The organism is Geobacillus sp. PK12 (assembly GCF_004123125.1).
GTDB lineage: Bacteria > Bacillota > Bacilli > Bacillales > Anoxybacillaceae > Geobacillus > Geobacillus zalihae.
Genome location: NZ_SDKL01000002.1, coordinates 233,150 through 255,943, shown reverse-complemented (window position 1 = coordinate 255,943; position 22,794 = coordinate 233,150). Strand labels below are relative to the sequence as shown.

Genomic DNA, 22,794 nt, shown 5'->3' with positions numbered 1-22,794 from the left:
GAATGGAGAGGATCGTTCCATGGATCATGATCGTTTTTCCAAATCGAAGCTTGATTACCATATGCTGTTCCTTTTATTCTTGATGGCGGTCGTCAGCGCCATCGCCATCCATAGCGCAGAACCGATGCTGCCGGAGAAACTGCAAAACGTCAACTTCGCTTCGAAACAGCTGCAATGGTACGCCATCGGCGCTGTCGTGATCGCCTTGACGATGATCATTGACTATGATCGGCTGTTTCAAATCGCTTGGTATTTGTATGGATTCGGGATGTTGCTGTTGCTTGGGCTGGAATTGAACGTCCCAGGATCCGTAACCATTAAGGGGGCGACGAGCTGGTATCATCTACCTGGAGGCAACTTTCAACCATCCGAGCTGATGAAAATTTTTATGATCATCGTCCTAAGTCGCATCATCGTCAACCATCGGGAAAAATATCCCGAACCGACGATCAGCGATGATTTTAAATTGCTTGGCAAAATCGCTTTGACCGTCTTGCCGCCGCTTATTTTGCTCGCCAAGCAGCCGGACATGGGCATGTCGATGGTGTTTATGGCCATCACCGCCACCTTGGTGCTCGTTTCCGGCATCCGCTGGCGCATCATTTTCGGCATTGTCTTTTCCGGTGTAACAATGGTGGCAGTCGTTGTGTTCATTTTCTTTTATTTTCCTGATTTCTTCCATAAGTACATTATTAAAGAAGATTACCAGTTGAACCGGTTTTACGGCTGGCTGGCTCCATATGAATATTCCAACGAACAAGGCTTCCAGCTCATCCGTTCGCTCATGGCCATTGGGTCAGGGGAACTGTATGGGAAAGGATTGGGCAACTTACAAGTCTATTTGCCAGAGGCGCACACAGACTTTGTGTTTGGCGTCATCTCCGAACAGTTCGGATTTGTCGGCTCAAGCATCGTCGTGTCTCTCTTTTTCCTGCTCATTTATCGCATGATCCATATTGCCTTGGAGAGCAACGATTTATACGGCAGCTATTTATGTGCCGGCGTCGCGGGCATGATTACGTTCCAAGTGTTCCAAAACATTGGCATGACGATTGGACTTTTGCCGATCACGGGGTTGCCGCTTCCGTTCATCAGCTATGGAGGAAGCTCGCTGGCGACTTATATGCTGGCGATCGGCCTCGTCTTAAACGTTCATTCGCGAACGCGGAAGTTTATGTTCTCGAGCGATGAATAAAGCCGCTTGCTGCGTCCGCAGGCGGCTTTCTTTTGGCCTTCATCCCGGCCCAAGGCCCCTTCTTTGTTCCGCTCCCCGCCGCGGCCACTGCTTTTTGAACAGCGCCTTCGATGGGTAGGGCAAGGCTGCCTCATCTTTTCTTTTCCCTGTCGAACGGACATACTGGTAGTATAACGATTCGGGCTAGAAAGGAGCTCATCCTATGCAGGTGGACATCATCGGCGACATTCATGGCTGCTTCCGCGAATTCGCCGCATTGACGGAAACACTCGGCTACCATTGGGACGAAGGGGTGCCAATTCATCCCGACGGACGAAAGCTCGGCTTCGTCGGCGATTTGACCGACCGCGGTCCTGAATCGCTGAACATGATCGAGATCGTCTGCGCCCTTGTTGAGCGAAATTTGGCTTACTACGTGCCAGGCAACCATTGCAATAAGCTGTACCGCTTTTTTTTAGGACGAAACGTGCAAATCGCCCACGGGCTTGAGACGACGGTCGCGGAATATCGCGCCTTGCCTCCAAGCGAACAAGAGATGATCCGCCGCAAGTTCATCCGCCTGTATGAACAGGCGCCGCTGTATGCGGTGCTCGATGAGGGGCGCCTTGTCATCGCCCACGCCGGCATCCGTCACGACTATATCGGGCGGACGGACAAAAAAGTCAAGACGTTCGTCCTGTATGGGGACATCACCGGCGAAACGAACCCGGACGGGACGCCGGTGCGCCGCGACTGGGCGAAACGGTATCACGGCAGCGCATGGGTTGTATACGGCCACACGCCGGTCGAAAAACCGCGGTTTGTCGGGCGGACGGTCAACATCGACACCGGCTGCGTATTCGGCGGTGCGCTGACCGCCTTGCGCTATCCGGAAATGGAAACGGTATCCGTTCCTTCCTCGATGCCGTTCGTCCCGGAAAAATTCCGCACGTTCTCCTAATCAGCGCACCGTCTGCGCGTTGCCTCGAGGAGGAGTTCCATATCGTCAGGAAGCGGGGCGGAACATGTATACCAGCGCCCGGCAAACGGGTGAAAAAACGACAGCTGCCGGCTATGAAGCGCCTGGCGGCCGATCATCTCCCGGCTCCCGCCGTACAGTTCATCGCCGGCGAGCGGGTGGCCGAGATAAGCCAAATGAACGCGGATTTGGTGCGTGCGCCCCGTCTCCAGCCGGAGCGAAACGTATGTATAGCCATAAAGCCGCTCAAGTACACGAAAATGAGTGACAGCCGACTTCCCGTCTTCCCGCACTTCGCGGGCAATGATGCTGTCGCTTTGGCGGCCGATGGGGGCGTCAATCGTCCCTTCATCCTCGACGATGACGCCATGGCAAATGGCCTCATACGTGCGCACAACGTGCCCTTTTTGCTGCAATGCCGACAACAAATGATGAACGTGGCGGTGCTTGGCGACGAGCACGAGCCCGGACGTGTCGCGGTCAAGCCGGGTGACGATATGGACGGTCGAGTCGAGCTGCTGCTTTCGATAATGGTGAAGCAAGCCATTGGCGAGCGTCCCGCCCGGGTGGTGGCGCGACGGAATCGTCGCCAATCCCGCTGGTTTGTTGACAACAAGGACGTAATCGTCTTCATACAGAATGTCAAGCGGCATCGCTTCTGCGTCCATCCAATCGCTTGTCCGCTCCGGCGGAAAGACAACCGACAGCGTCTCGCCGGCGCGCAGCACATGGCGGACGGTGACGGGCCGACCGTCAACCAACAGCGCCCCGCCATGGAATTTAATATCGGTAAGCGCCGTCCGCGAAATGCCGTTCTCTTGCAAAAACTGGCGCAGCAGCTTTCCGTCGTGCTGTTCATCGATGGAAAAGGTCATGGTAAACGGCGGCAATGTTCGTCACCTTTCTGATCAAAAATCTCCGTCTTGCTCATCGTGTTCCATCCACTTTTCTTTGGCGCCGCGAAAACGGAATCGGCATCCGCGCCAAAAGACCATCACCTCGCCGCAAACAGGAAGCGTTGCCTAACCAAGGAGGCGTGCTTTCCCTCAGTCGGCGATAAACGAGTCGCGCACCCGCCGCCAAAACGGAAACGGCCGAAAGCGGGCGAAACGCACCTTTTCATCGGCCACCCGGCATTGAATCGACTTCACTTCTTTATGCAACAGTGACAAATGGTCGATCGTAATTTGAAAATCGACGTGGTTGACCGGCTTGAGTAAACACGTATGGTGCGCCGGCAGCACGAGCGGCGAACCGATTGTCCGAAACACGCGGTTGTTGATCGACGCCATCTCGGTCACTTGAATCGCCTCAAGCGAAGGATGCAAAATCGCGCCACCGAGCGCTTTATTGTAAGCCGTGCTGCCGGTCGGCGTCGAAATGCACAACCCGTCGCCGCGGAACCGCTCAAACAAGTCGCCGCGAATCTCGACATCCATCACGAGCGTCCCGCTGACGCACTTGACTGTGCATTCATTGAGCGCTAAATACTTTGCCTCGCTTCCGCCGTTGAGATAGCGGATCGTCACCTCAAGGAGCGGGTATTCGACCACTTGGTACGGCGTCTTGGCGATGGCGATGACGAGCTTTTCGAGTTCCTCCGGCACCCAGTCTGCGTAAAAGCCGAGATGGCCAGTATGGACTCCGACAAACGCCGTCTTGTCCAACCGATGGCAATAGCGATGGAACGCATACAACAGCGTTCCATCACCGCCAACCGAAATGACGAGATCAGGTTCCTCTTCATCGTAACGCAAGTCAAAGTCAAGCAAATACGTTTTCATTTTTTGCGCCAGAGCGTTTGATATGTCGTCGCCTTTGGACGTGATGGCGAACACGAGCGGCGCGTCCGTCCGTTTCATTGCCCTTCTCCTTTTGCTTCTTGTTTTCGAGAAAAAGCAGCCTGCGCTTCTTGAATTTCAAAGCGGATTTTCGACATCTCCTCATCGAGGCGATAGGCCGCCTCCGCGGCGCGCTGCAACCGAACTTTGATATCTTCGGGGAAACGCCCGCTGTACTTATAGTTCAACGAATGCTCAATCGTCGCCCAAAAGTTCATCGCCAACGTTCGAATTTGAATCTCCGCCAAGATGTTTTTTTCACCGCGGATCGTCTGCACTGGATAGCGGATGACGACATGGTACGAGCGGTAGCCGCTCTCTTTTTTTTGCGTGATGTAATCGCGTTCTTCGACAATCGTAAAATCGTTGCGCTGGCGCAATAGCTCGACGACGGTCTTAATGTCATCGACAAACTGGCACATGATGCGCAGCCCCGCAATATCTTGCATCTCTTCCTCGAGACGGTCGAGCGGGATGTTTTTCTTTTGCGCCTTATCCAAAATGCTGGCAACTGGCTTCACCCGTCCGGTGACAAACTCAATCGGCGAGTGCGCTTCAATCATCTCGAATTGGGCGCGAATGCCCCTTAGCTTCACTTTCATCTCCTCAACCGCCTGCTTATACGGGGCTAAAAACAAATCCCAATGGTTGACCATCGTACCACCTGCCTACATGTTTTCGATCTCCCGCGGCTTACGTCTCTTGCTGCTCGATGGAACCGCTCATCTGTCGAATTCACCGGGCCGCTCCCGATCCTAACGCGCCGGAAAGGGAACCCCCCGGCTTATGGCTCAAAAAACACGTCTTGCACCGCCTGTTCAAGCGCCTCGCCATAGTTGGCGTTGCCGCGAATATTTTCAAGCAAATAAGACAGTTCATCGTGAAACTGTTCAAGCTCAAGCGTCCTCTCTCCACATCGAAGCCAGACCGGCTCCTTGGCGTCAAGCGCCGCCTTTAGCTCAGGCCACCACGGCTTCGGAATCATGACATATAGAAAGCGGTTATCGGTTTCCAAAATGTACGCAAACGCCAACGCATCCGAGTCGACAAGCATATGGCGTTTCGGCGTTACGCGGGCAAGCGGAACCGGAGCATCATTGACATACAGCCAAAGCCGGCCGCCTTCCCGCTCCGCCCGCTCGACGATCCATTTTTCGTTCATGTTTTCTCTCCTTCCGCATCAACCATCCGCCCTTTATTTTACCATATTCACCCTATACAGGCGAAATAATTGATATTCGCCGGAAAACAGCTGATAATAGAGGGAGACGACTATCCTGTCTGAAGGGGATTCACGATGCATCAAGAAATCGAAATCGAATTAAAAAACTTGTTAACAGCAGCGGAGTTTGCTGCCGTCCGCGCCGCCTTCCGCCTTGATGATGGCGCTTTCTTCCGCCAGGAAAACCATTACTTTGACACCCCGTCATTCGCCCTGAAAGAACGAGCGGCAGCGCTGCGCATCCGAGCGAAAGAGGGACGCCTGACCTTGACGCTGAAACAAACGCGGGCGGACGGGACCATTTTGGAAATCCATGAGCCGCTTTCGCTGTCTGAAGCGGAAGCGTTGCTTGCTGGTATAGCGGCGCCGCGCGGGGCGATCGCCGATTTGCTTGCAGAACTGGGCATCAACCCACACGAGGTGCGCTGCTTTGGCTCCCTTGTCACCGACCGAGCCGAATGGCCGCATGAAGGCGGCACGCTATGCCTTGACCATAACTGTTACTTGCAAAGCGAAGATTACGAACTTGAATATGAAGTGGATCACGTGGAAGCGGGTGAAAAGCGGTTTTTGCGCCTGCTTGAGGCGCTCGGCATCCCGCGCCGCCCGGCGCCAAACAAAATCGCCCGCTTTTACGCCCGCATGAAAGAAATGGAGGAAAGACGATGACCGTTTCGCCATTAAAGCTGCTCATCGAATGGCAGGCGCTCAATGCGTTCTCACCCGGACGCTCCAGCCTGTTGCCATCGCCGGTGCCATCCTTGTTTTCAAGCTTGCTTGCCGAATCTCTCAGCCGCGGTGAGGAATCTTCTGCCGAGGCGCCTCAAGCTGCCCTAAGCGGTCAGCCCCCGGCGCCCGCCGGCCATCGCAGCGCCCCGCTCGAACATGAAGCGGGTGCTGCAACCAACTCATCTTCTTCCATCGATGCTTTCATCGCGGCGGCAGCGGAAAAATACGATGTTGACCCGCAGCTCATCCGCGCCGTCATTCGCCATGAGTCAAATTTCCGTCCCGATGCGAAAAGCCCGGCTGGAGCGCTTGGACTCATGCAGCTCATGCCAAGCACGGCAAAAATGCTCGGCGTCCACAACCCGCTTGATCCGGCGCAAAACATCGACGGCGGCGTAAAATATTTGCGCCAGCTCCTTGACCGGTACAGCGGCAATATCACTCTCGCCTTAGCCGCCTACAACGCCGGGCCCGGGCACGTCGACCGCTATGGGGGCTTGCCCCCATTTGCCGAAACGCGGGCGTATGTCGAACGCGTGTTGAAAAGCTACCGCACATAAACGAGCGGTGCTCGAGTCACTTTGTTTGAGATCCATGCGTGCTGTTGATAAAATAGCAATCAAACGACAACGAATGATTTTCAAACAAAAGGAGCATCCGCGATGGGTGAACAATGGCAAACTCTTTATGAGGCGATCGGCGGAGAGGAGACGGTTGCGAAACTTGTCGAAGCATTTTACCGTCGCGTGGCCGCGCATCCGGACTTGCGGCCCATTTTCCCTGACGATTTGACGGAAACCGCCCGCAAGCAAAAACAGTTTTTAACACAATATTTAGGCGGCCCCCCTCTTTACACGGCAGAGCATGGACACCCCATGCTGAGGGCGCGCCATCTCCGCTTTGAAATCACGCCGAAGCGGGCGGAAGCGTGGCTTGCCTGCATGCGGGCAGCCATGGAGGAAATCGGCTTGTCCGGGCCGGCGCGCGAACAGTTTTATCACCGGCTCGTACTCACCGCCCATCATATGGTCAATACCCCAGATCATCTGGACAGAAAGGAGCATACCCTTGAGTGAGAAGTTTGCTGGGAAGACGACATCAACTTGCTACCCTTCCCAGCCGCTAGGCAACACGAACAAACCGCTCGAGCTGTATTTGTTTATCGATCCTTTATGCCCGGAATGCTGGGGGCTTGAACCAGTCATCAAAAAACTGACGATCGAATACGGCCGTTTTTTTACCTTAAGGCACATATTGAGCGGAACATGGGCGACATGGAACGCGCGCAAAGGAACGAAGCCGGAGGCAATGGCGAAAGCGTGGGAGTGGGCGGCGAACCGCACCGGCATGTCATGCGACGGCAGCGTTTGGCTCGAAAACCCGATTTCGAGCCCGTTCGCCCCATCGCTCGCCATTAAAGCGGCGGAAATGCAAGGAAAGCGGGCTGGCCTTCGCTTTTTGCGCAAGCTGCAAGAACAGCTCTTTCTCGAAAAACAAAATGTCGCCGATTTGTCGGTGCTCGCCGAATGCGCCGTCAAAGCGGGCTTGGATGTCGATGAATTTTTGCGCGACATGCACTCGCCGGGAGCGGCGAAAGCGTTCCAATGCGATTTAAAAATCACATCGGAAATGGACGTCGACGAAATTCCGACGCTTGTGTTGTTTAATGAAAACATTGAAGACGAAGGCATTAAAATTTCCGGATGCTATCCGTACGACATCTACGTCGAATTGATCGCTGAAATGCTCGGCTTCCATCCTGAACCGTCCTCTCCTCCTCCGCTGGAATCATTTTTAAGCCATTTTAAATTCGTCGCCACAAAGGAAGTTGCCGTTGTGTACAACTGGACGATCCAAGAAGCGGAAACGGAAATGAAAAAGTTGCAGCTAAAGCAAAAAGTGGAGCGGGTGCCCGTCAAACACGGAACATTTTGGCGCTATATCGATGATTCCCGTCCCTAAAAGCAGGGATGGGCGCAAGAAAAAGCCCGGCTGACGCCGGGCTTTTTCTTGTTGCCAAGACAACAAAGGGGATGGGAGAAATTGTTCACGGTCAAACAAAGGGGTATCAGGTTTTGTCTTCCGTTCACGTTTTTATCTTACCAAACGTCCAACCAAATTGGCAACCCGTTTGCTCGTTTGTTCACATTATTGTCATAATTCGCCCTGCGTCATGATCAGGCAGACAAACAGCATATAATCAACTAGGCTCTTCACCAAAAGTTGTACTTGATTTTTTCTGAACATACCCTATTTACGCTTGTGAGGGAAAATCAACAAATCAGTGATTTTTGCACATCTTTGTGCAGGAAACCGTATTGCTTGTCAAGTACATGTTGTGGTGAAGAGCCATCAACTAAAGCAAATGGGAAGAGGTGGCCATCGCCATGAAGCAGCGCATCGTCTTATCCCTTTGGGCGGCGGCATCCGCTGCCGCCTTTATTCTGAATTTGTTGGGCCTTATGCAGCTCCTTCCGCTTTGGGCGACCATGCCGCTTTTGTTTCTCTCCTTGCTTGGGTTGGTGGCGACATGGAACCGCCGCCATCAGTTTCGTGGATTTCCGTCCAAACGAATGCGGCTGTAGCGCCGCATTCGTTTCATTTCTCAAGCAGCCGCTCCATCTCATCAAGCTTCTCCGCAAACACTTGGCACGCTTGGCGGATCGGCTCGGCGCTCGTCATGTCGACGCCGGCTTTTTTCAATACTTCAATCGGGTAATCAGAACTGCCGGCTTTTAAAAAGTCGATGTACCGTCTCACCGCCGGTTCGCCTTCTTCCAAAATTTGTTTGCTAAGTGCAGTCGCCGCGCTGAAGCCGGTTGCGTATTGGTACACGTAGTAGTTGTAATAAAAATGCGGAATGCGCGCCCACTCGAGGCCGATTTCTTTGTCCACGACAATATCATCGCCAAAATACGTTTTATTTAAGTCGTAATAAAGGGACGTCAACGTCTCGGCCGTCAATGCCTCGCCTTGTTGCGCCTTCAAATGGATCAAATGCTCAAACTCCGCGAACATCGTCTGGCGAAAAACCGTGCCGCGGAACCCCTCAAGATAATGGTTGAGCAAATAGAGCCGCTTTTTCTCATCATCGATCGTTCTCAGCAAATAGTCGTTCAACAGCGCCTCATTGCACGTCGACGCCACTTCGGCGACGAAAATTGAATAATGCGCATACGGATACGGCTGCGTTTTGCGCGTATAGTAGCTGTGCACCGAATGGCCAAATTCATGCACAAGTGTAAACAAATTGTTCACATTGTCCTGCCAGTTGAGCAAAATGTACGGATGGGTGCCGTACGCTCCCGACGAATAGGCGCCACTTCGCTTTCCTTTGTTTTCGCGCACATCGACCCAACGGTTGTCAAGCCCCTCTTTTACGATCGCCACATATTCCTCGCCAAGCGGCGCGAGCCCTTCAAGCATATATTGCTTCGCTTCCTCGTACGTCACTTCCATTTTCACTTCTTGCACAAGCGGCGTGTACAAGTCGTACATATGCAGCTCATCAAGCCCAAGCACTCGTTTGCGCAGCCGCACATACCGGTGCAGCAATGGCAAATGTTCATGAATCGTAGCAATTAAGTTGTCATAGACGCTCTCCGGAATGTTGTTCGCATCCAACGCCGCTTCCCGCGCCGAACGGTAGCGGCGGATGCGGGCGAAAAAGTTGTCTTTTTTCACCGTGCCGGCAAGCGTATTGGCGAACGTATTTTGAAACTTCTCATACGTATGGTATACGGCGTAAAACGCATCGCGGCGGACGCGGCGGTCCGTGCTTTCTAAAAAGCGGATGAACCGGCCGTGCGTGACTTCGACTTCCTCGCCGTTTTCATCGATGATCGTCGGAAACGTCAAATCAGCGTTGTTCAACGCGCTGAACGTGTCGGATGTCGCCTGCATCACCTCGGCTGCCTGCGCCAAGATCGCCTCCTCTTCCGCCGACAGCACGTGCGGGCGCTGGCGCGTAATTTCGTCTAACGCGTGCGCATACAAGCGAAGCGGCTCGTATTGTTCCAAAAACGAGCGCAGCACCGCTTCATCGATCGCCAAAATTTCCGGCACGATAAACGCCATCGCGCTCGATGCTTCGCTGTACAAGCTTTTCGCCCGGGCGTCGAGCCCTTGGTAAAACGAGTTGGTCGTATCTTGATCATAGCGCATATGGGCGTATGTATACAGCTTGCCGAGGCGCATCGATACGTCATCTTGGCATTGCAATGCTTCATACAGCACTTCCGGCGATTCGCCAAGCCGCCCTTTGTATTCGCCAAGCTTTGGAATCATTGCCTTCACTTGTTTGAATTCTTCTTCCCAGGCGTCATCGGTGGGAAAAATGTCCTCAAGCCGCCACGTTTCTTCCACCGGAATCTCGCTTCGCAGCGGCAGCGACTTTTTCGCTTTCTTTTCCTCCACCGTCATCATTCCTCCTTATACAAATAATCGATACACGAATTATTATTCACCATTCCGTTCATCTTTTCCTGTTTTCTGCTCATTTTTTCCACTCTCCCGAACTCAAGTGTTGACCAATAGCAGCTAAGCGCCGACGTTTGGTGAATTTGCTCAAGAAGCGCAGCATCTTGATGAATCATCTGATCGACGGTCGACGGAAACGACAGCGGCTTCACCAAATGAAGCTGGTCGCCCTCTTCGCGGCGGAGATAGCCGAGCAGGCTCAACCAATGCAAATACTCGCCGACGGCCTCACGATACGTATCCCGGCCGACAAGCGGCAGCCGGCGCGGAACGAGGCGGCCGGTGCGGATTTTGTCGTCGAGCCACTGAAATAAAGATACTGCCGTTGCCGGCCGTCCGGTCTTTCCAAGAAGAAACAAAAGGACATACGTTTGCCAAATGAACGGCGCCGTCTCCCATAAATACCCGCGCGGCACTGGCCAGCCAGCTTCGGTCGGAAACAGTGACGGAACGATGCCCGCCTGGTAAAAATCAGCACAAATGCGGCGCACGGTTTGGTTCGGATAAAGCGGAAACGTCCGCCGCCATTGTTTTTTTCGTTCGAGCCATCGTTCCCAAAACGTGGGTGAAAGCGGCAGCGGGCAGGGGGCCATCCAATCGGGGAACGAAAACGACGAAAGCGGAATCGAATCGACCGCAGCGAACGTTCGCTGCACCGATAGCGGCAACGGGCGAAAAAGGCGGATGAAGCGTTTCGTCTCTGGACTGTAGTACCATATATGTGGAACGACTGAATGTGGAGCGCGATGGGCAAACAACCATTGAAACCGGGAGAGCTGCACTTCCCCTGAATATTTTGGCGAACGCCGCAAATGATGGGCTCCTAACACCCACAAGGGGCGGATGCCAAGGAGACGGTAGCCGTCATTGCGTTCGCGAAACAGCGATTCATCGATCGTGGAACATTGGTATTCGAGGGCATAAAGGTGTGGGCCATGGCGGAACAATATGTCAGGACGCTGCTTGATGGCGGGCAAATACGGCTCGAGCTTCGCCTCCATGCCTTGGCGAATGAGCCACGCGAACAAGTCTCGCTTCCCAGTTAAGTGACGCTCCGACTCCGGTTCGTGCTCGACCGGGCAGGCCGCCCCTTTTCGATGGGCGAAATGCGGCAAACGGTAGCGGCCCGACCGGAGCACCACTTCTTGACGGCACGCGGGACAAAAAAACGGTTCCTGTCGTTTCAGGCGCATCAGCCCCTCTCGTTCCCATCTTTCCGCCCCGGCAAGCGAAACCGTCCTGCCATCAGCTGAGAGAGCGACAAACAACATGATCACTTCCTTTCCAGTAAAAAATAGTTGTCTGTGAGCGGGAACAGCTGGAATTGTTCTCTGCTGCCCCCTTCACCGTCCGGTTCTTCCCTTTTATTCGTTGACCATCGCCGGTTTTCCTGCCCAAAGCCAAACTGCGCCGAAAAAAGTCCGCCGATTCGGCGGACTGGCGTTTACAAGCGGTTGGTTACAACAGAGGCGACAACAGCCGGGAGACCGATTCCGCGATGCGCACCCGGAACGGGCGCTGTTGAAACTGTTCGTAGTCGATCATGGAAGCGTGGCGAAAATCTTCCAAAAAGTCGCGGACGAGTTTATGAATGCTGTCGGTATAATACAAAAAGGCGTTCACTTCAAAATTTAAATGGAAACTGCGCATATCCATGTTCGCCGTGCCGATCGAGGCGAGCTCGCCATCGACGACGATGACTTTGCTGTGTAAAAACCCTTTCTCATACTCGTAAATTTTCACCCCAGCCTCGAGCAGCTCGGGAAAATACGAGCGCGAAGCGTAAAAGACAATTTTTTTATCCGGACGCTTTGGCGCCAGCAGGCGAACATCGATGCCGCTTAACGCCGCCACTTTGAGCGCCGTCAAAATGTCTTCATCCGGCACAAAGTACGGCGAGGCAACCCAAATCGACCGTTTGGCCGACGTAATCATGGCAAAATACAGCTGTTTGATCACTTCCCACTTTTGGTCCGGACCGCCGGCAATGAGCTGCACCCCGCCTTGCCCTTCCTCGACGATGAGCGGCGGCGACAAATAGTCCGGCGTCAACAAGCGTTCTCCCGTCATGTAATACCAATCTTGCAAAAAAATGAGCTGGAGCGTCCGGACGGCTTCACCGCGGATCAATAAGTGCGTATCGCGCCAAAATCCGAAATATTTGTTTTTTCCTAAATACTCATCTCCGATGTTCAGCCCGCCGACAAAGCCGACGCCTCCATCGATGACAATGATCTTTCGGTGATTGCGGAAATTGATTTGGTTGCTTAAAAACGGGAGGCGCACTGGTGAAAACGGGATCATCTCGACTCCAGCCGCGCGCAGCTCCTCGATATAGGCGTTTGACAACTTCCAACTTCCAACGGCGTCGTACAAAAAACGGACGCGCACCCCTTGGCGCGCCTTTTCCATCAAGACGCGCTTCAACTGTTGGCCGATTTCATCATGACGGACGATATAATATTCTAAATGAATATGGTGTTCCGCTTTTTCCAGTTCAGCAAAAATAGAAGAAAATGTCTCCTCTCCGTTCGTCAACACTGCCGTCTGCGAGGCGAGTGAAACCGGATGCTGGCCGATGCGATAAGCAAGGCGCAAAAGCGGACGCTGATGGGGCGCCATCGGCAGCCGCTCGACGGCAATCGGCGACGGCTCTTGAAACTTGAGCAGCACCGCCTCATCAAAATCGGCTTTCTTTTTATAGCGCCGTTGTTGCCAATAGTTGCGTCCGAACAATAAATAAAACAAAAAGCCGACAATCGGAAAGCTCCCCAGCACCGCCAGCCAAGCGATCGTCTGCGCCGGCTTTCGATTCTCAAGAGAAATGACCAGCGCAATAAAGATGACGGAACAAGACATCAATACGCTGAAAAGACCAAGCAGCTTCCCTTCCCAAAACCCGTTCGTCAATGCCAGCAACGCGCCGACAATGACGACGAGAATCGCCACTCTCGATGTGTTTCGCAACAAAACCCCTCCACCCGGCTCTTCATGATGGCCGTTTTTCTTCCGCTAACGTAGAAAACGCCGATTTCTGGCGGCGAAATCGGCGGAATGGAAACATTATGAGGCTGGAAAATACGTTTTGATCGTTTCGAGTGCATTGTCGCCCATAATTTCAGTCCCGTATTCTTCAAGTCGATAAATCGTCAGCTGGGAATCGCTTCCGTATTCCAACAGAAGGCTGAGCATATTGTCCACTTCCTGCTCGGTGTAGCGCTCGTCAAACTCCACGAACAAGTAATAGCGGCCTTCAAATTGGAACAGGCGGTTCGACAATCGAGAGAAGTCAGCGCGATGGGCCAAGGAAATGACATCCTCGATATCTTGGAACGAAAGGGTGAATTGAAGGACATCTTGCTCTTCTCTCTCCTCGGCGTCCCCGTTTTGACCAAAGTGGAAATGGTGGCCGAACAGCGATTCCACCTTTTCATCAGCTGACAGCGAAAACTCGCGCCATTTCTCTTCTGGAAGCGGCAGCTCGAGCTTGCTTCCGTCTTTGGACAACTGCGCTTTCGTCACGACGACTTCAAGCCCTTTTTCGAGCGCCTGCACTTGGATCCAAAGCGGACCATCGAGCGAAAAATCGCTTTCCCCATGAACTTCATCCATCATTTCCCAAAATAATTCTTCGCTTCGTTCCCGATTGTACCAAATTTCCTCGCGGTCAAAGCCGCGCTCCTCTATATCAACATAGGAAATGTAGAACTTCACCGTATGTTCATTGATGCGTTCGATTTCCATTTCTCAACTCTCCCTTCTAAAACAAAGAAATAAAAAAGGAAGGGATTGTGCCCCTGAAACTATTTAAATCAAAACTTATGATCTTGTACTTTTATTTTATGATAAAAAGCGAAAGAAGGGAAATAAAAAAACGCATTTTTAAAAATTGGTTATGAAACCGGCCATGCCCTACTATAATGATGATGAACACGGACGGAATGAGGGACGCCTATGGTGGATGAATACATCGTTTCCATCTTGCTGATTATCGGCATTGATGTCATTCTTGGCGGGGACAATGCGGTTGTCATTGCGCTAGCAAGCCGCAACTTGCCGGAACAAAAGCGGAATGTGGCCATCATTGTCGGCACCGCGCTGGCGATCGCTGTTCGCATTGTCTTGACGGTGGCCGTCGTTTGGCTGTTGACGATTCCGTTCTTGCAGCTCGCTGGAGGCGTCGTCCTCTTTTGGATCGCCTTGAAACTGATCGGGCAAAAAGACGAAAAACCGACTATGATCAAAGCCGAACCGTCGCTTTGGAAAGCCATCCAGACGATCGTCGCCGCCGATGTCGCCATGGGTCTTGACAACGTCATCGCCATCGCTGGAGCGGCTCAAGGCCATATCGGACTTGTTGTGTTCGGTTTTCTCTGTTCCGTTCCTATCATCATTTTAGGCAGCAAAATCATCCTTTATGCCATGGAACGGTTCCCGATTCTCATTTATGCCGGCGGCGCCCTCTTGGCGTACACCGCTGGAAAGATGATCGCTGCCGAAGAGCGGTTGCGCCCGTTTTACCCCCCGAATGGGGAGGCGCTGTTTCCAATGGCGGCGGCCGTTCTTGCCGTTTTGCTCGGCTTGGCGGCCCACCGCCGGTCGCGCGCCGCATAAAGCAAATGATAAAAAACTTCTACATGGCAGACCATGTAGAAGTTTTTTTATTACCCGTTCACCAGCCGCTGCGCTTCACGAAGCTGATACGCCCGCACTTTGCGCGGCAGAAAGCGGCGGATTTCATCTTCGTTGTAGCCGACTTGAAGCCGCTTTTCATCAATGATGATCGGCCGGCGCAAAATGCCTGGGTTTTTTTGAATGAGTTCGTACAAATCTTGCAGCGGCAGAGCTTCCAAGTTAATGTTCAGCTTCTGGAATACTTTCGAACGGGTGGAAATGATCTCATCCGTCCCCGTTTCCGTCATCCGCAAAATCTCTTTAATCTCCTCGACCGTGAGCGGCTCGGAGAAAATATTGCGCTCGACATAAGGAATATTGTGCTTCTCGAGCCACGCCTTCGCCTTCCGGCATGACGTGCAGCTCGGTGATGTGTATAGCTTGACCACTTCGATCACTCCTTTTGACAAGGAATCCCTTGCTTCCCTCGTCCGTCAGACGACAGACGTGCACCGCTATGCCGGTTTGACGTCTGACAGCATAGCGACACGGCCTGGACGCCAGTCTGGCGATCAGCCGCTTTGCCAATCGTTTGCAAATTGAAATGACTTTAACATGATATATTATACAATACATCGGCCAAGAAAGATATAGTTTTTCGATGATAAATGCAATTTTCTTTCTTTCCTCTTCCAAAGTGAAGGCAAATCCTCTACAATCAAAGTAGAAAAGGAAAAGGGAGGAAGAACCGATGGCCGGCTATTTCATCGACTTTGCCATTGCTTCGGCATTGATCGTCGTCCTCACCGCATTGATGGGGAACATCAGCAACACGATCGGAGAGCGGATGTTCGGCCGAAACAAAAGTGGAAAGCATGTCGAGGCCTCTCGCCGCATCCAACAAGGATGGAAAGTCGTCGGAGGAAAAAAATAACGCGCCAAGACAGGCGCATAGGTGGGCGCCGCCTCTTTCACCGTTCGCATCATGCGGCGATGAAGGAGCGGCGCTTTTTTCGATTTGGCTAGGCATACATCGCCCGATACCGCTTATACTCTTCCTCCGAACAAAGCACAAAATGGCCAGGCGTAATTTCACGGAATTCAAGTTCCTCTCCATCTTTGTAGCCATGTTGCGCCGGATCGTAAACGATCCGCTTGCGCGTCCGCTCCGTTTCCGGATCAGGAAGCGGAATGGCCGACAAGAGCGCCTTCGTGTATGGGTGGATCGGATTGCGGTACAGCTCTTCCGCGTCGGCAAGCTCGACCATTTTCCCGAAATACATGACGCCGATCCGGTCGCTGATGTATTTGACCATCGACAAGTCATGGGCAATAAACAAGTACGTCAATCCTTTTTCACGCTGCAGCCGCTTCAGCAAGTTGACGACTTGCGCCTGAATGGAAACGTCAAGCGCCGAAATCGGCTCATCGGCGATGATGAATTCCGGTTCGACGGCGAGCGCCCGGGCGATGCCGATCCGCTGGCGTTGCCCGCCCGAAAACTCATGCGGGTAGCGGCTGGCATGCTCGCGGTTCAACCCGACCGTCTCAAGCAGCTCATAGACGCGCTGCATCCGCTCCTCTTTCGTTTTCGCCAATCCGTGGATGTCAATGCCCTCAGCGATAATGTCGGCGACCGTCATCCGCGGATTGAGCGACGCATACGGATCTTGGAAAATCATTTGCATTTTTCGGTTTAACTCTTTCAGCTCTTTTTTTGATTTTTTGCCGTGTACGTTAACGCCGTTAAACAGTACTTCTCCGTCTGTCGCCTCATACAGCCGAATGATCGTCCGCCCCGTTGTCGACTTGCCGCAGCCCGACTCGCCGACAAGGCCGAACGTTTCCCCTTTATAAATGTCAAACGTGACGCCGTCGACCGCTTTCACCACCTCGCCGCGGCCGGCCGGGAAGTATTGTTTTAAGTTTTTCACTTCAAGCAGCTTTTGCTTAGCCACGCGGCTTCCCTCCTTTCCGGGCGACGATGTCAGCAAACCGTTTCATCCGCTCGCGCACGATCGCCGGCGGTTCCACTTTCGGCGCCATCTCATGCAACAGCCATGTCGCCGCATAGTGCGTATCAGACACTTGGAACATCGGCGGCTCGAGCTCGTAGTCAATTTTGAGCGCATACGGATTGCGCGGCGCAAACGCATCGCCTTTTGGCGGATTTAACAAATCCGGCGGCGAACCCGGGATCGAATACAGCTCCGTATCTTTATGATCAAGGCTCGGCATCGAGGCCAGCAATCCCCACGTGTACGGATGTTTCGGATTGTAAAAAATTTCATCCACCGTGCCGATCTCCACGATTTTCCCGGCATACATCACGGCCACTCGGTCGGCCATGTTGGCGACAACCCCTAAATCATGGGTGATGAAAATAATCGACATGCCGAGCTTTTTCTGAATGTCTTTCATCAACTCCAAAATTTGCGCCTGAATCGTCACATCCAGCGCTGTCGTCGGTTCATCGGCGATCAAAATTTTCGGATTGCACGCCAAGGCGATGGCGATGACAACACGCTGGCGCATCCCGCCGGAAAATTGGTGCGGGTATTGCTTCATGCGCAGCTCGGCGTTTTTAATGCCGACCAGCTGCAATAGTTCAATCGCCCGTTTGCGCGCTTCATCTTTCGACAGCTTTTGATGCTTTAAAATCGCTTCCATAATTTGTTTCCCAATCGTCATCGTCGGATTGAGCGACGTCATCGGATCTTGGAAAATCATTGAAATTTCCGCACCGCGGATCGATTGCATTTCTTTCTCCGACAGCTTGGTCAAGTCTTTTCCTTCAAATAAAATTTCCCCTTGCTTAATCCGGCTCGGCGGTGTCGGCAACAGGCGCATCAACGCTTTTGAAGTCACTGATTTCCCAGACCCTGACTCGCCGACGATCGCCAGCGTTTCTCCCTTATACAAGTCGAACGTGACGCCGCGAACCGCCTGCACTTCACCGGCGTGGATGTCAAAGGAAATATGCAAATCGTTCACCTGCAAAATTTTCTCCATCGGTTTCACCCCTTCCGTCGGTTATTTGCGCATTTTCGGGTCAAGTGCATCGCGGATTCCGTCTGCCACCAAGTTGAAGCTTAAAATGAGCAAGCTGATGACAACGGCCGGAATAATCATTAAATGCGGATATGTTTGGATCGATTTGTATCCGTCATTGACAAGCGAGCCAAGCGACGCTTCCGGCGGACGGATGCCAAGGCCGATAAAGCTCAAAAACGCTTCGGTAAAGATGGCCGATGGAATCGTGAACATCGTCGTAATAATGATCGGGCCGATGACGTTCGGGATCAAATGTTTGAAAATGAGCCGTGATGTCGGCGCTCCGAGCGTCCTTGCCGCCAGCACGTATTCCATGTTCTTTAATTTCAACACTTGTCCGCGCACGATCCGCGCCATCGTCGTCCAACCGGTAATGACCATCGCCAACGTGATGGAAATGATTCCAGGCTCAAAAATCAAAATGAACAAAATGACCATAATTAAATACGGGATGCCGTTTAAAATTTCGATGATCCGCTGCATCACATTGTCGACGCGGCCGCCATAGTAGCCGGAAATGCCGCCGTACGCAATCCCGATCAATAAGTCGATCAACGCCGCCAGCAAACCAATGTAAAGGGAGATGCGCGTGCCATACCACGTCCTCACCCACAAGTCGCGTCCTAAGTCATCCGTGCCAAACCAATAGTACTCTTTCACGCCGCGCTGTTTATACACATCAACGCCGTTCGCATCCCGGCCGTCAAACGGAAGCCAATGAATATGTTCAAGCACCGGGATTTTCGGCGGAAGTTTCGCATGCCGCAAGTTTTGATCTTTATACGTCCGGTCGCTCGCCATCGGGGCGATGATCGCCATGAGCGCTAAGATGATAATCATCACGAGCCCGACGATCGCTGCCTTGTTTTCCCGAAGGCGAAGCCAAGCATCCTGCCAAAACGTCAAGCTCGGACGATTGATTTTTTCCTGCTCACCAACGTTCGGCGGGGCGGGCTGAAACCATTCCGGTGACAGTTGTTCGTATTGTTGTTTCGCCATCATTTTTTCCCTCCCGCTAACCGGATGCGTGGGTCGACAACCCCGTACAACACATCAACGATGAATACTGCCAAAATCAACAAGGCGGAATAAAACAACGTCGTTCCCATAATAACCGGGTAATCGTTCAGTTCAATCGAACGGACAAACTGCTCCCCAAGACCAGGGACAGCAAACAGTTTCTCAATGACAAGCGTTCCCGTCATTAAATTGACGGTCATCGGTCCTAAAATGGTAATGACGGGGATAAGCGAGTTGCGGATGGCGTGCTTGATGATAACCCCCGCCTGGCTGATCCCTTTCGCCCGAGCCGTCAAAATGTAGTCAGAGCTTAACACTTCCAGCATTTCTGTGCGCATAAAACGGGCGATGCTAGCGATGACCCCGACAGACAGCGCCAATGTCGGGAGAATCGTATATTTGAAGCCTTCCCAAAAAGCGACCGGAAGCCATTGCAGTTTCACAGCGATAAAATATTGCAAAACCCCCCCTAACACAAACGACGGAATCGAGGCGCCCAACACCGCAATGACCGTAGCAGTGTAATCTTCCCAATGATTATGTCGAATCGCCGCGACAATTCCGAGAATCAACCCGACGATCGTCCCAAACACAATCGCCTGAAACCCGAGCTGGGCCGACGGGCCGATTCGATCGCTGATGAGCTCTGTCACGGGGCGGTTGTCATATTGGAACGATACCCCCAAGTCTCCTTTCAGCAAATTCCCTAAATATTGAATGTATTGAACCGGCACGGGCTTATCCAATCCGTACTCTTTTAAAATAAGCGCCTTCTGTTCCGGCGTTAATTTCTCTTGGTTCTGAAGCGGCGAACCAGGCAACAGCTTCATTAAAAAGAACGTCAACGTCGCAATGATAAACAACGTGATGATCATATAAACGAACCGCTGAAGCGTATACCGCGCCATGACCGCACCTCCTCTGCTTTTCTTATAATCTTCGTTGTTTTTCGACATTTTTCGCCTTGGCAGGCAAAAGGAGAGTATATGCCCTCGCATATACTCTCCTCGGCATGCTGTAGAAAACAGATTACTCAATATATGCCCATTTGTAGCTGTAATCGCCGCCAAACGGGTGCGAAACGATATCTTTGACATACTCGCGTTGCAAGTAGGCGACACCGCGCTGATAGAGCGGGGCAATCGGCATTTCTTCAAAGACGATCTTTTCTGCTTTCAGCATCGCATCCCAACGGGCTTGCAAATCGCCAAGCAACGTTGTTTTCGCGTCTTTAATCAATTTGTCGTATTCAGCGTTCGACCAACCCGTTTGGTTGTGCGGGTTAGTTGTCGTCCACAAGTCAAGGAACGTCATCGGGTCTTGATAGTCCGGACCCCAGCCGGAGAACGACAGGTCGTATTGCATTTTGCTTTCAAGCTCGAGCTTTTGTGCGAACGGTTGTTGTTTAATGTTGACCGTCAAGCCCGGCAAGTTTTGTTCAAGCTGCGCTTTCACATACTCGCCGATTTTCTTCGCGCTGTCGCTGTCATAGTTCAGCAGTTCAAGCGTAAATTTGTCTTTGCCCAGCTCTTTTTTCGCTTGCTCCCACAGTTTTTTCGCTTCATCCGGATTGTAATTGACCAAATCGCCATTCACATCGCGGAAGTCTTTGCCATCCGGACCGGTGACGAAGTCTTTCGGAACGGTGAACTTCGCCGGAATCGAACCGTTGTTCAAGAGCGTATCGACCATCGCTTGCGTGTCGATGGCCATCGCGATCGCTTTGCGGGCGTTGACGTTGTTCAACGGTTCTTTTTTCGTGTTCATGCGCAGCCAGTAGAGGGATGGATCCAATTCCGTTTTGAAGTTTTTATCATTTTTATACTTATCAACAAATTCGGCCGTCAAACCGACGCGGTCGGCCTGTTTCGTTTCATACAAGTTGACCGCTGCCGCCGTGTCTTTCACAACTTTGACGTTGATTTTTTCAAGCTTAACTGTATCTTTGTCCCAGTAATTCGGGTTTTTCTCATATGTCCAGCCTTGTTCATGCTTCCATTCGCTTAAGACGAACGGGCCGTTGTAAAGCGTCGTATTAGCTTCGAGACCGTATTTGTCGCCTTGCGCTTTCACGAATTTCTCGTTTTGCGGCATGAACGTGCCGAATACCGTCAGGCTGATGAAATACGGAATCGGGTTTTTCAGCTCGACTTGGAGCGTGTAGTCGTCAAGCGCTTTGACGCCCAGCTGGTCAACTGGCAGTTTGCCGGTGTTGACTTCTTCCGCGTTTTTGATGTCGTACATAATGTACGCATACTCCGCTTTCGTTTTCGGGTCAAGCACCCGTTTCCAAGCAAACACGAAGTCGTGCGCCGTCACCGGGTCGCCGTTCGACCATTTGGCGTCTTTGCGAAGCTTGAACGTGTACGTTTTGCCGTCTTGGCTCACTTCATAGCTTTCCGCGATCCCCGGCACCGGTTTGTTGTCTTTCCCTAAACGGTACAGCCCTTCCATAACGTTGTTCAACACGATAAACGATACTTGGTCGGTGGCGAGCGCCGAGTCAAGCGACGGGATTTCCGAAGAATCAAGCAAGTTCAGCACCTGCTCCTTTTTCTCCGCCGGCTTTTCGCCTCCCTGGCCGCCTTGAGCGTTGTTGTCCTTGCCCCCGCCGCAAGCCGCGAGGAACGTTGACAGCGCGAGAAGCAGGACGAGGAAGAAAGAAAATCGCTTCTTCACTAAAAAACCCCCCTTAAAAATTTATGTAGCGTATTACAAATCTTCTGAACCATTAGTTTTCAGAAGATTGTACTTACATGTTTTATTATATCCTGTATTAGTATACCTGAAAAGAATTTTTTTATTTTGCTAAATAAAAAATTTCTAATTACTTAAAACAGACAGGAAGATCGGCTTGTATTTACATCTGCATTTTACCGACTTTTGACGCTGTTGTAAATAAAAAATTTCTGTCAATATATTAGAAAACGCTTACAACATAGGTTTTTCGCCCCTCATCCCTATTGTAAAGCAAATTGTTCCTCTGTTTCCAAGATGAATACAAATTTTCTGATATAACGTTGTTAATAACATTGACAATCCTTCCTCTTACATATGTTAAAATAAAAACAACGAATTGGAAAGGCGGGAGAGACAAAATGAAACGGATCGCCGTTCGAACAGGGTGGATGGTGGCCGCTATGCTGGCGGCCAGTGCGCTTATCGTTTTCTGGCAAGGGGCATGGACGGCGGTTGCCTTTATTAACACCGCCTTTTTGCTCTCTCTTGTGCCGCTTTCGGCTGGCGGGCTTTTGTTTGTTTATGAACGCGGGTTTTTCAGCGGATTCGCATACGGGTTTCGCCGATTGCGCAGAAGCAGCGCGAGGGTGGAGCGGTATCTTGAGGAAGCGGCAGCAGAACATGAATCGGATGAGCTGCTCGGTCCGCGGCGTTTCGCCATCACGTATCCGCTTCTCTTTTCTGGTCTGCTTCTGTTTCTGGCGATGATTGCCGCCGGATATGCCGTGCAATAAGGTTGCAACAGCTGAATGTTTTTCGTATAATATAAGGCAAATCTCGAATAAACCGAGCGATGAGAAAGAAAAGTACATATGGCGATGCCTTCAGAGAGCTTGTGGACGGTGCGAACAAGCGGCTAGCCATATGGAATGGGCTTTCGAGCTTCCCGCCGAACCGGCGACGCAGTAGGCGGGGACGTTCCCCGCGTTACAGGGGGCCATGC

At 52.1% G+C, this 22,794-nt stretch carries 24 protein-coding genes and 1 other annotated feature (1 of these 25 running past the window's edge); of the genes, 10 read left to right on the top strand and 14 right to left on the bottom strand.

The window, feature by feature from the left end:
• The first annotated feature begins 19 nt into the window (after positions 1-19).
• Together ETR37_RS01710 and prpE are read left to right on the top strand one after the other, a co-directional pair.
• Positions 20-1,195, top strand: coding sequence for an FtsW/RodA/SpoVE family cell cycle protein (locus ETR37_RS01710; protein ID WP_033004719.1), 1,176 nt, complete (start codon positions 20-22; stop codon positions 1,193-1,195).
• Positions 1,196-1,397: 202 nt separating this feature from the next.
• The gene (prpE, locus tag ETR37_RS01705) at positions 1,398-2,135 is read left to right on the top strand and encodes a bis(5'-nucleosyl)-tetraphosphatase PrpE (protein WP_015374167.1); all 738 of its coding nucleotides are present in this window, start codon (positions 1,398-1,400) and stop codon (positions 2,133-2,135) included.
• On the opposite strand, the gene ETR37_RS01700 is transcribed toward prpE, so the two are convergent.
• From ETR37_RS01700 to ETR37_RS01685, 4 genes are all read right to left on the bottom strand, one after another.
• Complete coding sequence (locus tag ETR37_RS01700; protein ID WP_015374166.1) at positions 2,132-3,043, bottom strand: RluA family pseudouridine synthase; 912 nt, start codon at positions 3,041-3,043, stop codon at positions 2,132-2,134. The two genes, prpE and ETR37_RS01700, sit on opposite strands and share 4 nt — an antisense overlap.
• Positions 3,044-3,199: 156 nt before the next feature.
• The gene (locus tag ETR37_RS01695) at positions 3,200-4,015 is read right to left on the bottom strand and encodes an NAD kinase (RefSeq protein ID WP_011230331.1); all 816 of its coding nucleotides are present in this window, start codon (positions 4,013-4,015) and stop codon (positions 3,200-3,202) included.
• Positions 4,012-4,650: a GTP diphosphokinase gene (gene yjbM / locus ETR37_RS01690; RefSeq protein ID WP_081132971.1), complete on the bottom strand. Its 639-nt coding sequence runs from the start codon at positions 4,648-4,650 to the stop codon at positions 4,012-4,014. Before yjbM ends, ETR37_RS01695 begins: the two co-directional genes overlap by 4 nt.
• A 128-nt stretch (positions 4,651-4,778) precedes the next feature.
• Complete coding sequence (locus tag ETR37_RS01685; protein ID WP_060788649.1) at positions 4,779-5,156, bottom strand: UPF0738 family protein; 378 nt, start codon at positions 5,154-5,156, stop codon at positions 4,779-4,781.
• A gap of 135 nt (positions 5,157-5,291) precedes the next feature.
• On the opposite strand from ETR37_RS01685, the gene ETR37_RS01680 reads away from it, so the two are divergent.
• The 5 genes from ETR37_RS01680 to ETR37_RS01660 all read left to right on the top strand — a co-directional run bounded on the left by ETR37_RS01680 (position 5,292) and on the right by ETR37_RS01660 (position 8,530).
• Positions 5,292-5,885, top strand: coding sequence for a CYTH domain-containing protein (locus ETR37_RS01680; protein WP_011230328.1), 594 nt, complete (start codon positions 5,292-5,294; stop codon positions 5,883-5,885).
• Positions 5,882-6,505: a lytic transglycosylase domain-containing protein gene (locus tag ETR37_RS01675; RefSeq protein ID WP_129446825.1), complete on the top strand. Its 624-nt coding sequence runs from the start codon at positions 5,882-5,884 to the stop codon at positions 6,503-6,505. Before ETR37_RS01680 ends, ETR37_RS01675 begins: the two co-directional genes overlap by 4 nt.
• A 102-nt stretch (positions 6,506-6,607) precedes the next feature.
• Positions 6,608-7,021, top strand: a complete 414-nt coding sequence (locus ETR37_RS01670) for a globin domain-containing protein (RefSeq protein ID WP_015374163.1) — start codon at positions 6,608-6,610, stop codon at positions 7,019-7,021.
• Positions 7,014-7,907 (top strand): ClpXP adapter protein SpxH, encoded by an 894-nt coding sequence (spxH, locus tag ETR37_RS01665; protein ID WP_015374162.1) that lies wholly within the window; start codon positions 7,014-7,016, stop codon positions 7,905-7,907. The genes ETR37_RS01670 and spxH overlap by 8 nt, the downstream gene beginning before the upstream one ends.
• A 425-nt stretch (positions 7,908-8,332) precedes the next feature.
• The gene (locus ETR37_RS01660; protein ID WP_015374161.1) at positions 8,333-8,530 is read left to right on the top strand and encodes a hypothetical protein; all 198 of its coding nucleotides are present in this window, start codon (positions 8,333-8,335) and stop codon (positions 8,528-8,530) included.
• 13 nt (positions 8,531-8,543) lie between these two features.
• Here ETR37_RS01660 and pepF read toward each other — a convergent pair whose 3' ends face one another.
• The 4 genes from pepF to mecA all read right to left on the bottom strand — a co-directional run bounded on the left by pepF (position 8,544) and on the right by mecA (position 14,168).
• Positions 8,544-10,367, bottom strand: coding sequence for an oligoendopeptidase F (gene pepF, locus ETR37_RS01655; protein WP_013523174.1), 1,824 nt, complete (start codon positions 10,365-10,367; stop codon positions 8,544-8,546).
• Complete coding sequence (locus ETR37_RS01650; RefSeq protein ID WP_129446824.1) at positions 10,367-11,695, bottom strand: competence protein CoiA; 1,329 nt, start codon at positions 11,693-11,695, stop codon at positions 10,367-10,369. Before ETR37_RS01650 ends, pepF begins: the two co-directional genes overlap by 1 nt.
• Positions 11,696-11,882: 187 nt before the next feature.
• On the bottom strand, positions 11,883-13,391 hold the full coding sequence (cls, locus tag ETR37_RS01645; protein WP_011230321.1) for a cardiolipin synthase: 1,509 nt from the start codon (positions 13,389-13,391) through the stop codon (positions 11,883-11,885).
• Positions 13,392-13,487: 96 nt separating this feature from the next.
• Positions 13,488-14,168 (bottom strand): adaptor protein MecA, encoded by a 681-nt coding sequence (mecA, locus tag ETR37_RS01640; RefSeq protein ID WP_020753707.1) that lies wholly within the window; start codon positions 14,166-14,168, stop codon positions 13,488-13,490.
• Between the two features lie 210 nt (positions 14,169-14,378).
• On the opposite strand from mecA, the gene ETR37_RS01635 reads away from it, so the two are divergent.
• On the top strand, positions 14,379-15,038 hold the full coding sequence (locus ETR37_RS01635; protein WP_014195176.1) for a TerC family protein: 660 nt from the start codon (positions 14,379-14,381) through the stop codon (positions 15,036-15,038).
• A gap of 50 nt (positions 15,039-15,088) precedes the next feature.
• On the opposite strand, the gene spxA is transcribed toward ETR37_RS01635, so the two are convergent.
• Positions 15,089-15,487, bottom strand: a complete 399-nt coding sequence (gene spxA / locus ETR37_RS01630; protein ID WP_011230318.1) for a transcriptional regulator SpxA — start codon at positions 15,485-15,487, stop codon at positions 15,089-15,091.
• Positions 15,488-15,789: 302 nt separating this feature from the next.
• Between spxA and ETR37_RS01625 the strand changes: the two genes are divergently transcribed.
• Entirely contained in the window at positions 15,790-15,972 is a 183-nt protein-coding gene (locus ETR37_RS01625; RefSeq protein ID WP_011230317.1) for a hypothetical protein, read from the top strand.
• Between the two features lie 88 nt (positions 15,973-16,060).
• Here the strand turns inward: ETR37_RS01625 and ETR37_RS01620 are convergent, their stop codons facing one another.
• The 5 genes from ETR37_RS01620 to ETR37_RS01600 form a co-directional block, all read right to left on the bottom strand.
• Positions 16,061-16,996 (bottom strand): ABC transporter ATP-binding protein, encoded by a 936-nt coding sequence (locus tag ETR37_RS01620; RefSeq protein WP_015374156.1) that lies wholly within the window; start codon positions 16,994-16,996, stop codon positions 16,061-16,063.
• Positions 16,989-18,050: an ABC transporter ATP-binding protein gene (locus ETR37_RS01615; RefSeq protein ID WP_014195173.1), complete on the bottom strand. Its 1,062-nt coding sequence runs from the start codon at positions 18,048-18,050 to the stop codon at positions 16,989-16,991. The genes ETR37_RS01620 and ETR37_RS01615 overlap by 8 nt, the downstream gene beginning before the upstream one ends.
• A gap of 21 nt (positions 18,051-18,071) precedes the next feature.
• Positions 18,072-19,094, bottom strand: coding sequence for an oligopeptide ABC transporter permease (opp3C, locus tag ETR37_RS01610; protein WP_044743398.1), 1,023 nt, complete (start codon positions 19,092-19,094; stop codon positions 18,072-18,074).
• Complete coding sequence (gene opp3b, locus ETR37_RS01605) at positions 19,091-20,020, bottom strand: oligopeptide ABC transporter permease (RefSeq protein WP_129446823.1); 930 nt, start codon at positions 20,018-20,020, stop codon at positions 19,091-19,093. The genes opp3C and opp3b overlap by 4 nt, the downstream gene beginning before the upstream one ends.
• Before the next feature lie 121 nt (positions 20,021-20,141).
• Complete coding sequence (locus ETR37_RS01600) at positions 20,142-21,791, bottom strand: peptide ABC transporter substrate-binding protein (RefSeq protein ID WP_129446822.1); 1,650 nt, start codon at positions 21,789-21,791, stop codon at positions 20,142-20,144.
• A gap of 419 nt (positions 21,792-22,210) precedes the next feature.
• On the opposite strand from ETR37_RS01600, the gene ETR37_RS01595 reads away from it, so the two are divergent.
• Positions 22,211-22,585 carry a DUF3899 domain-containing protein gene (locus ETR37_RS01595; protein ID WP_129446821.1) on the top strand — a complete coding sequence of 125 codons (375 nt, stop codon included), beginning with the start codon at positions 22,211-22,213 and terminating at the stop codon, positions 22,583-22,585.
• A gap of 50 nt (positions 22,586-22,635) precedes the next feature.
• Positions 22,636-22,794 (top strand) — a binding site (T-box leader); it runs 74 nt beyond the window's last position.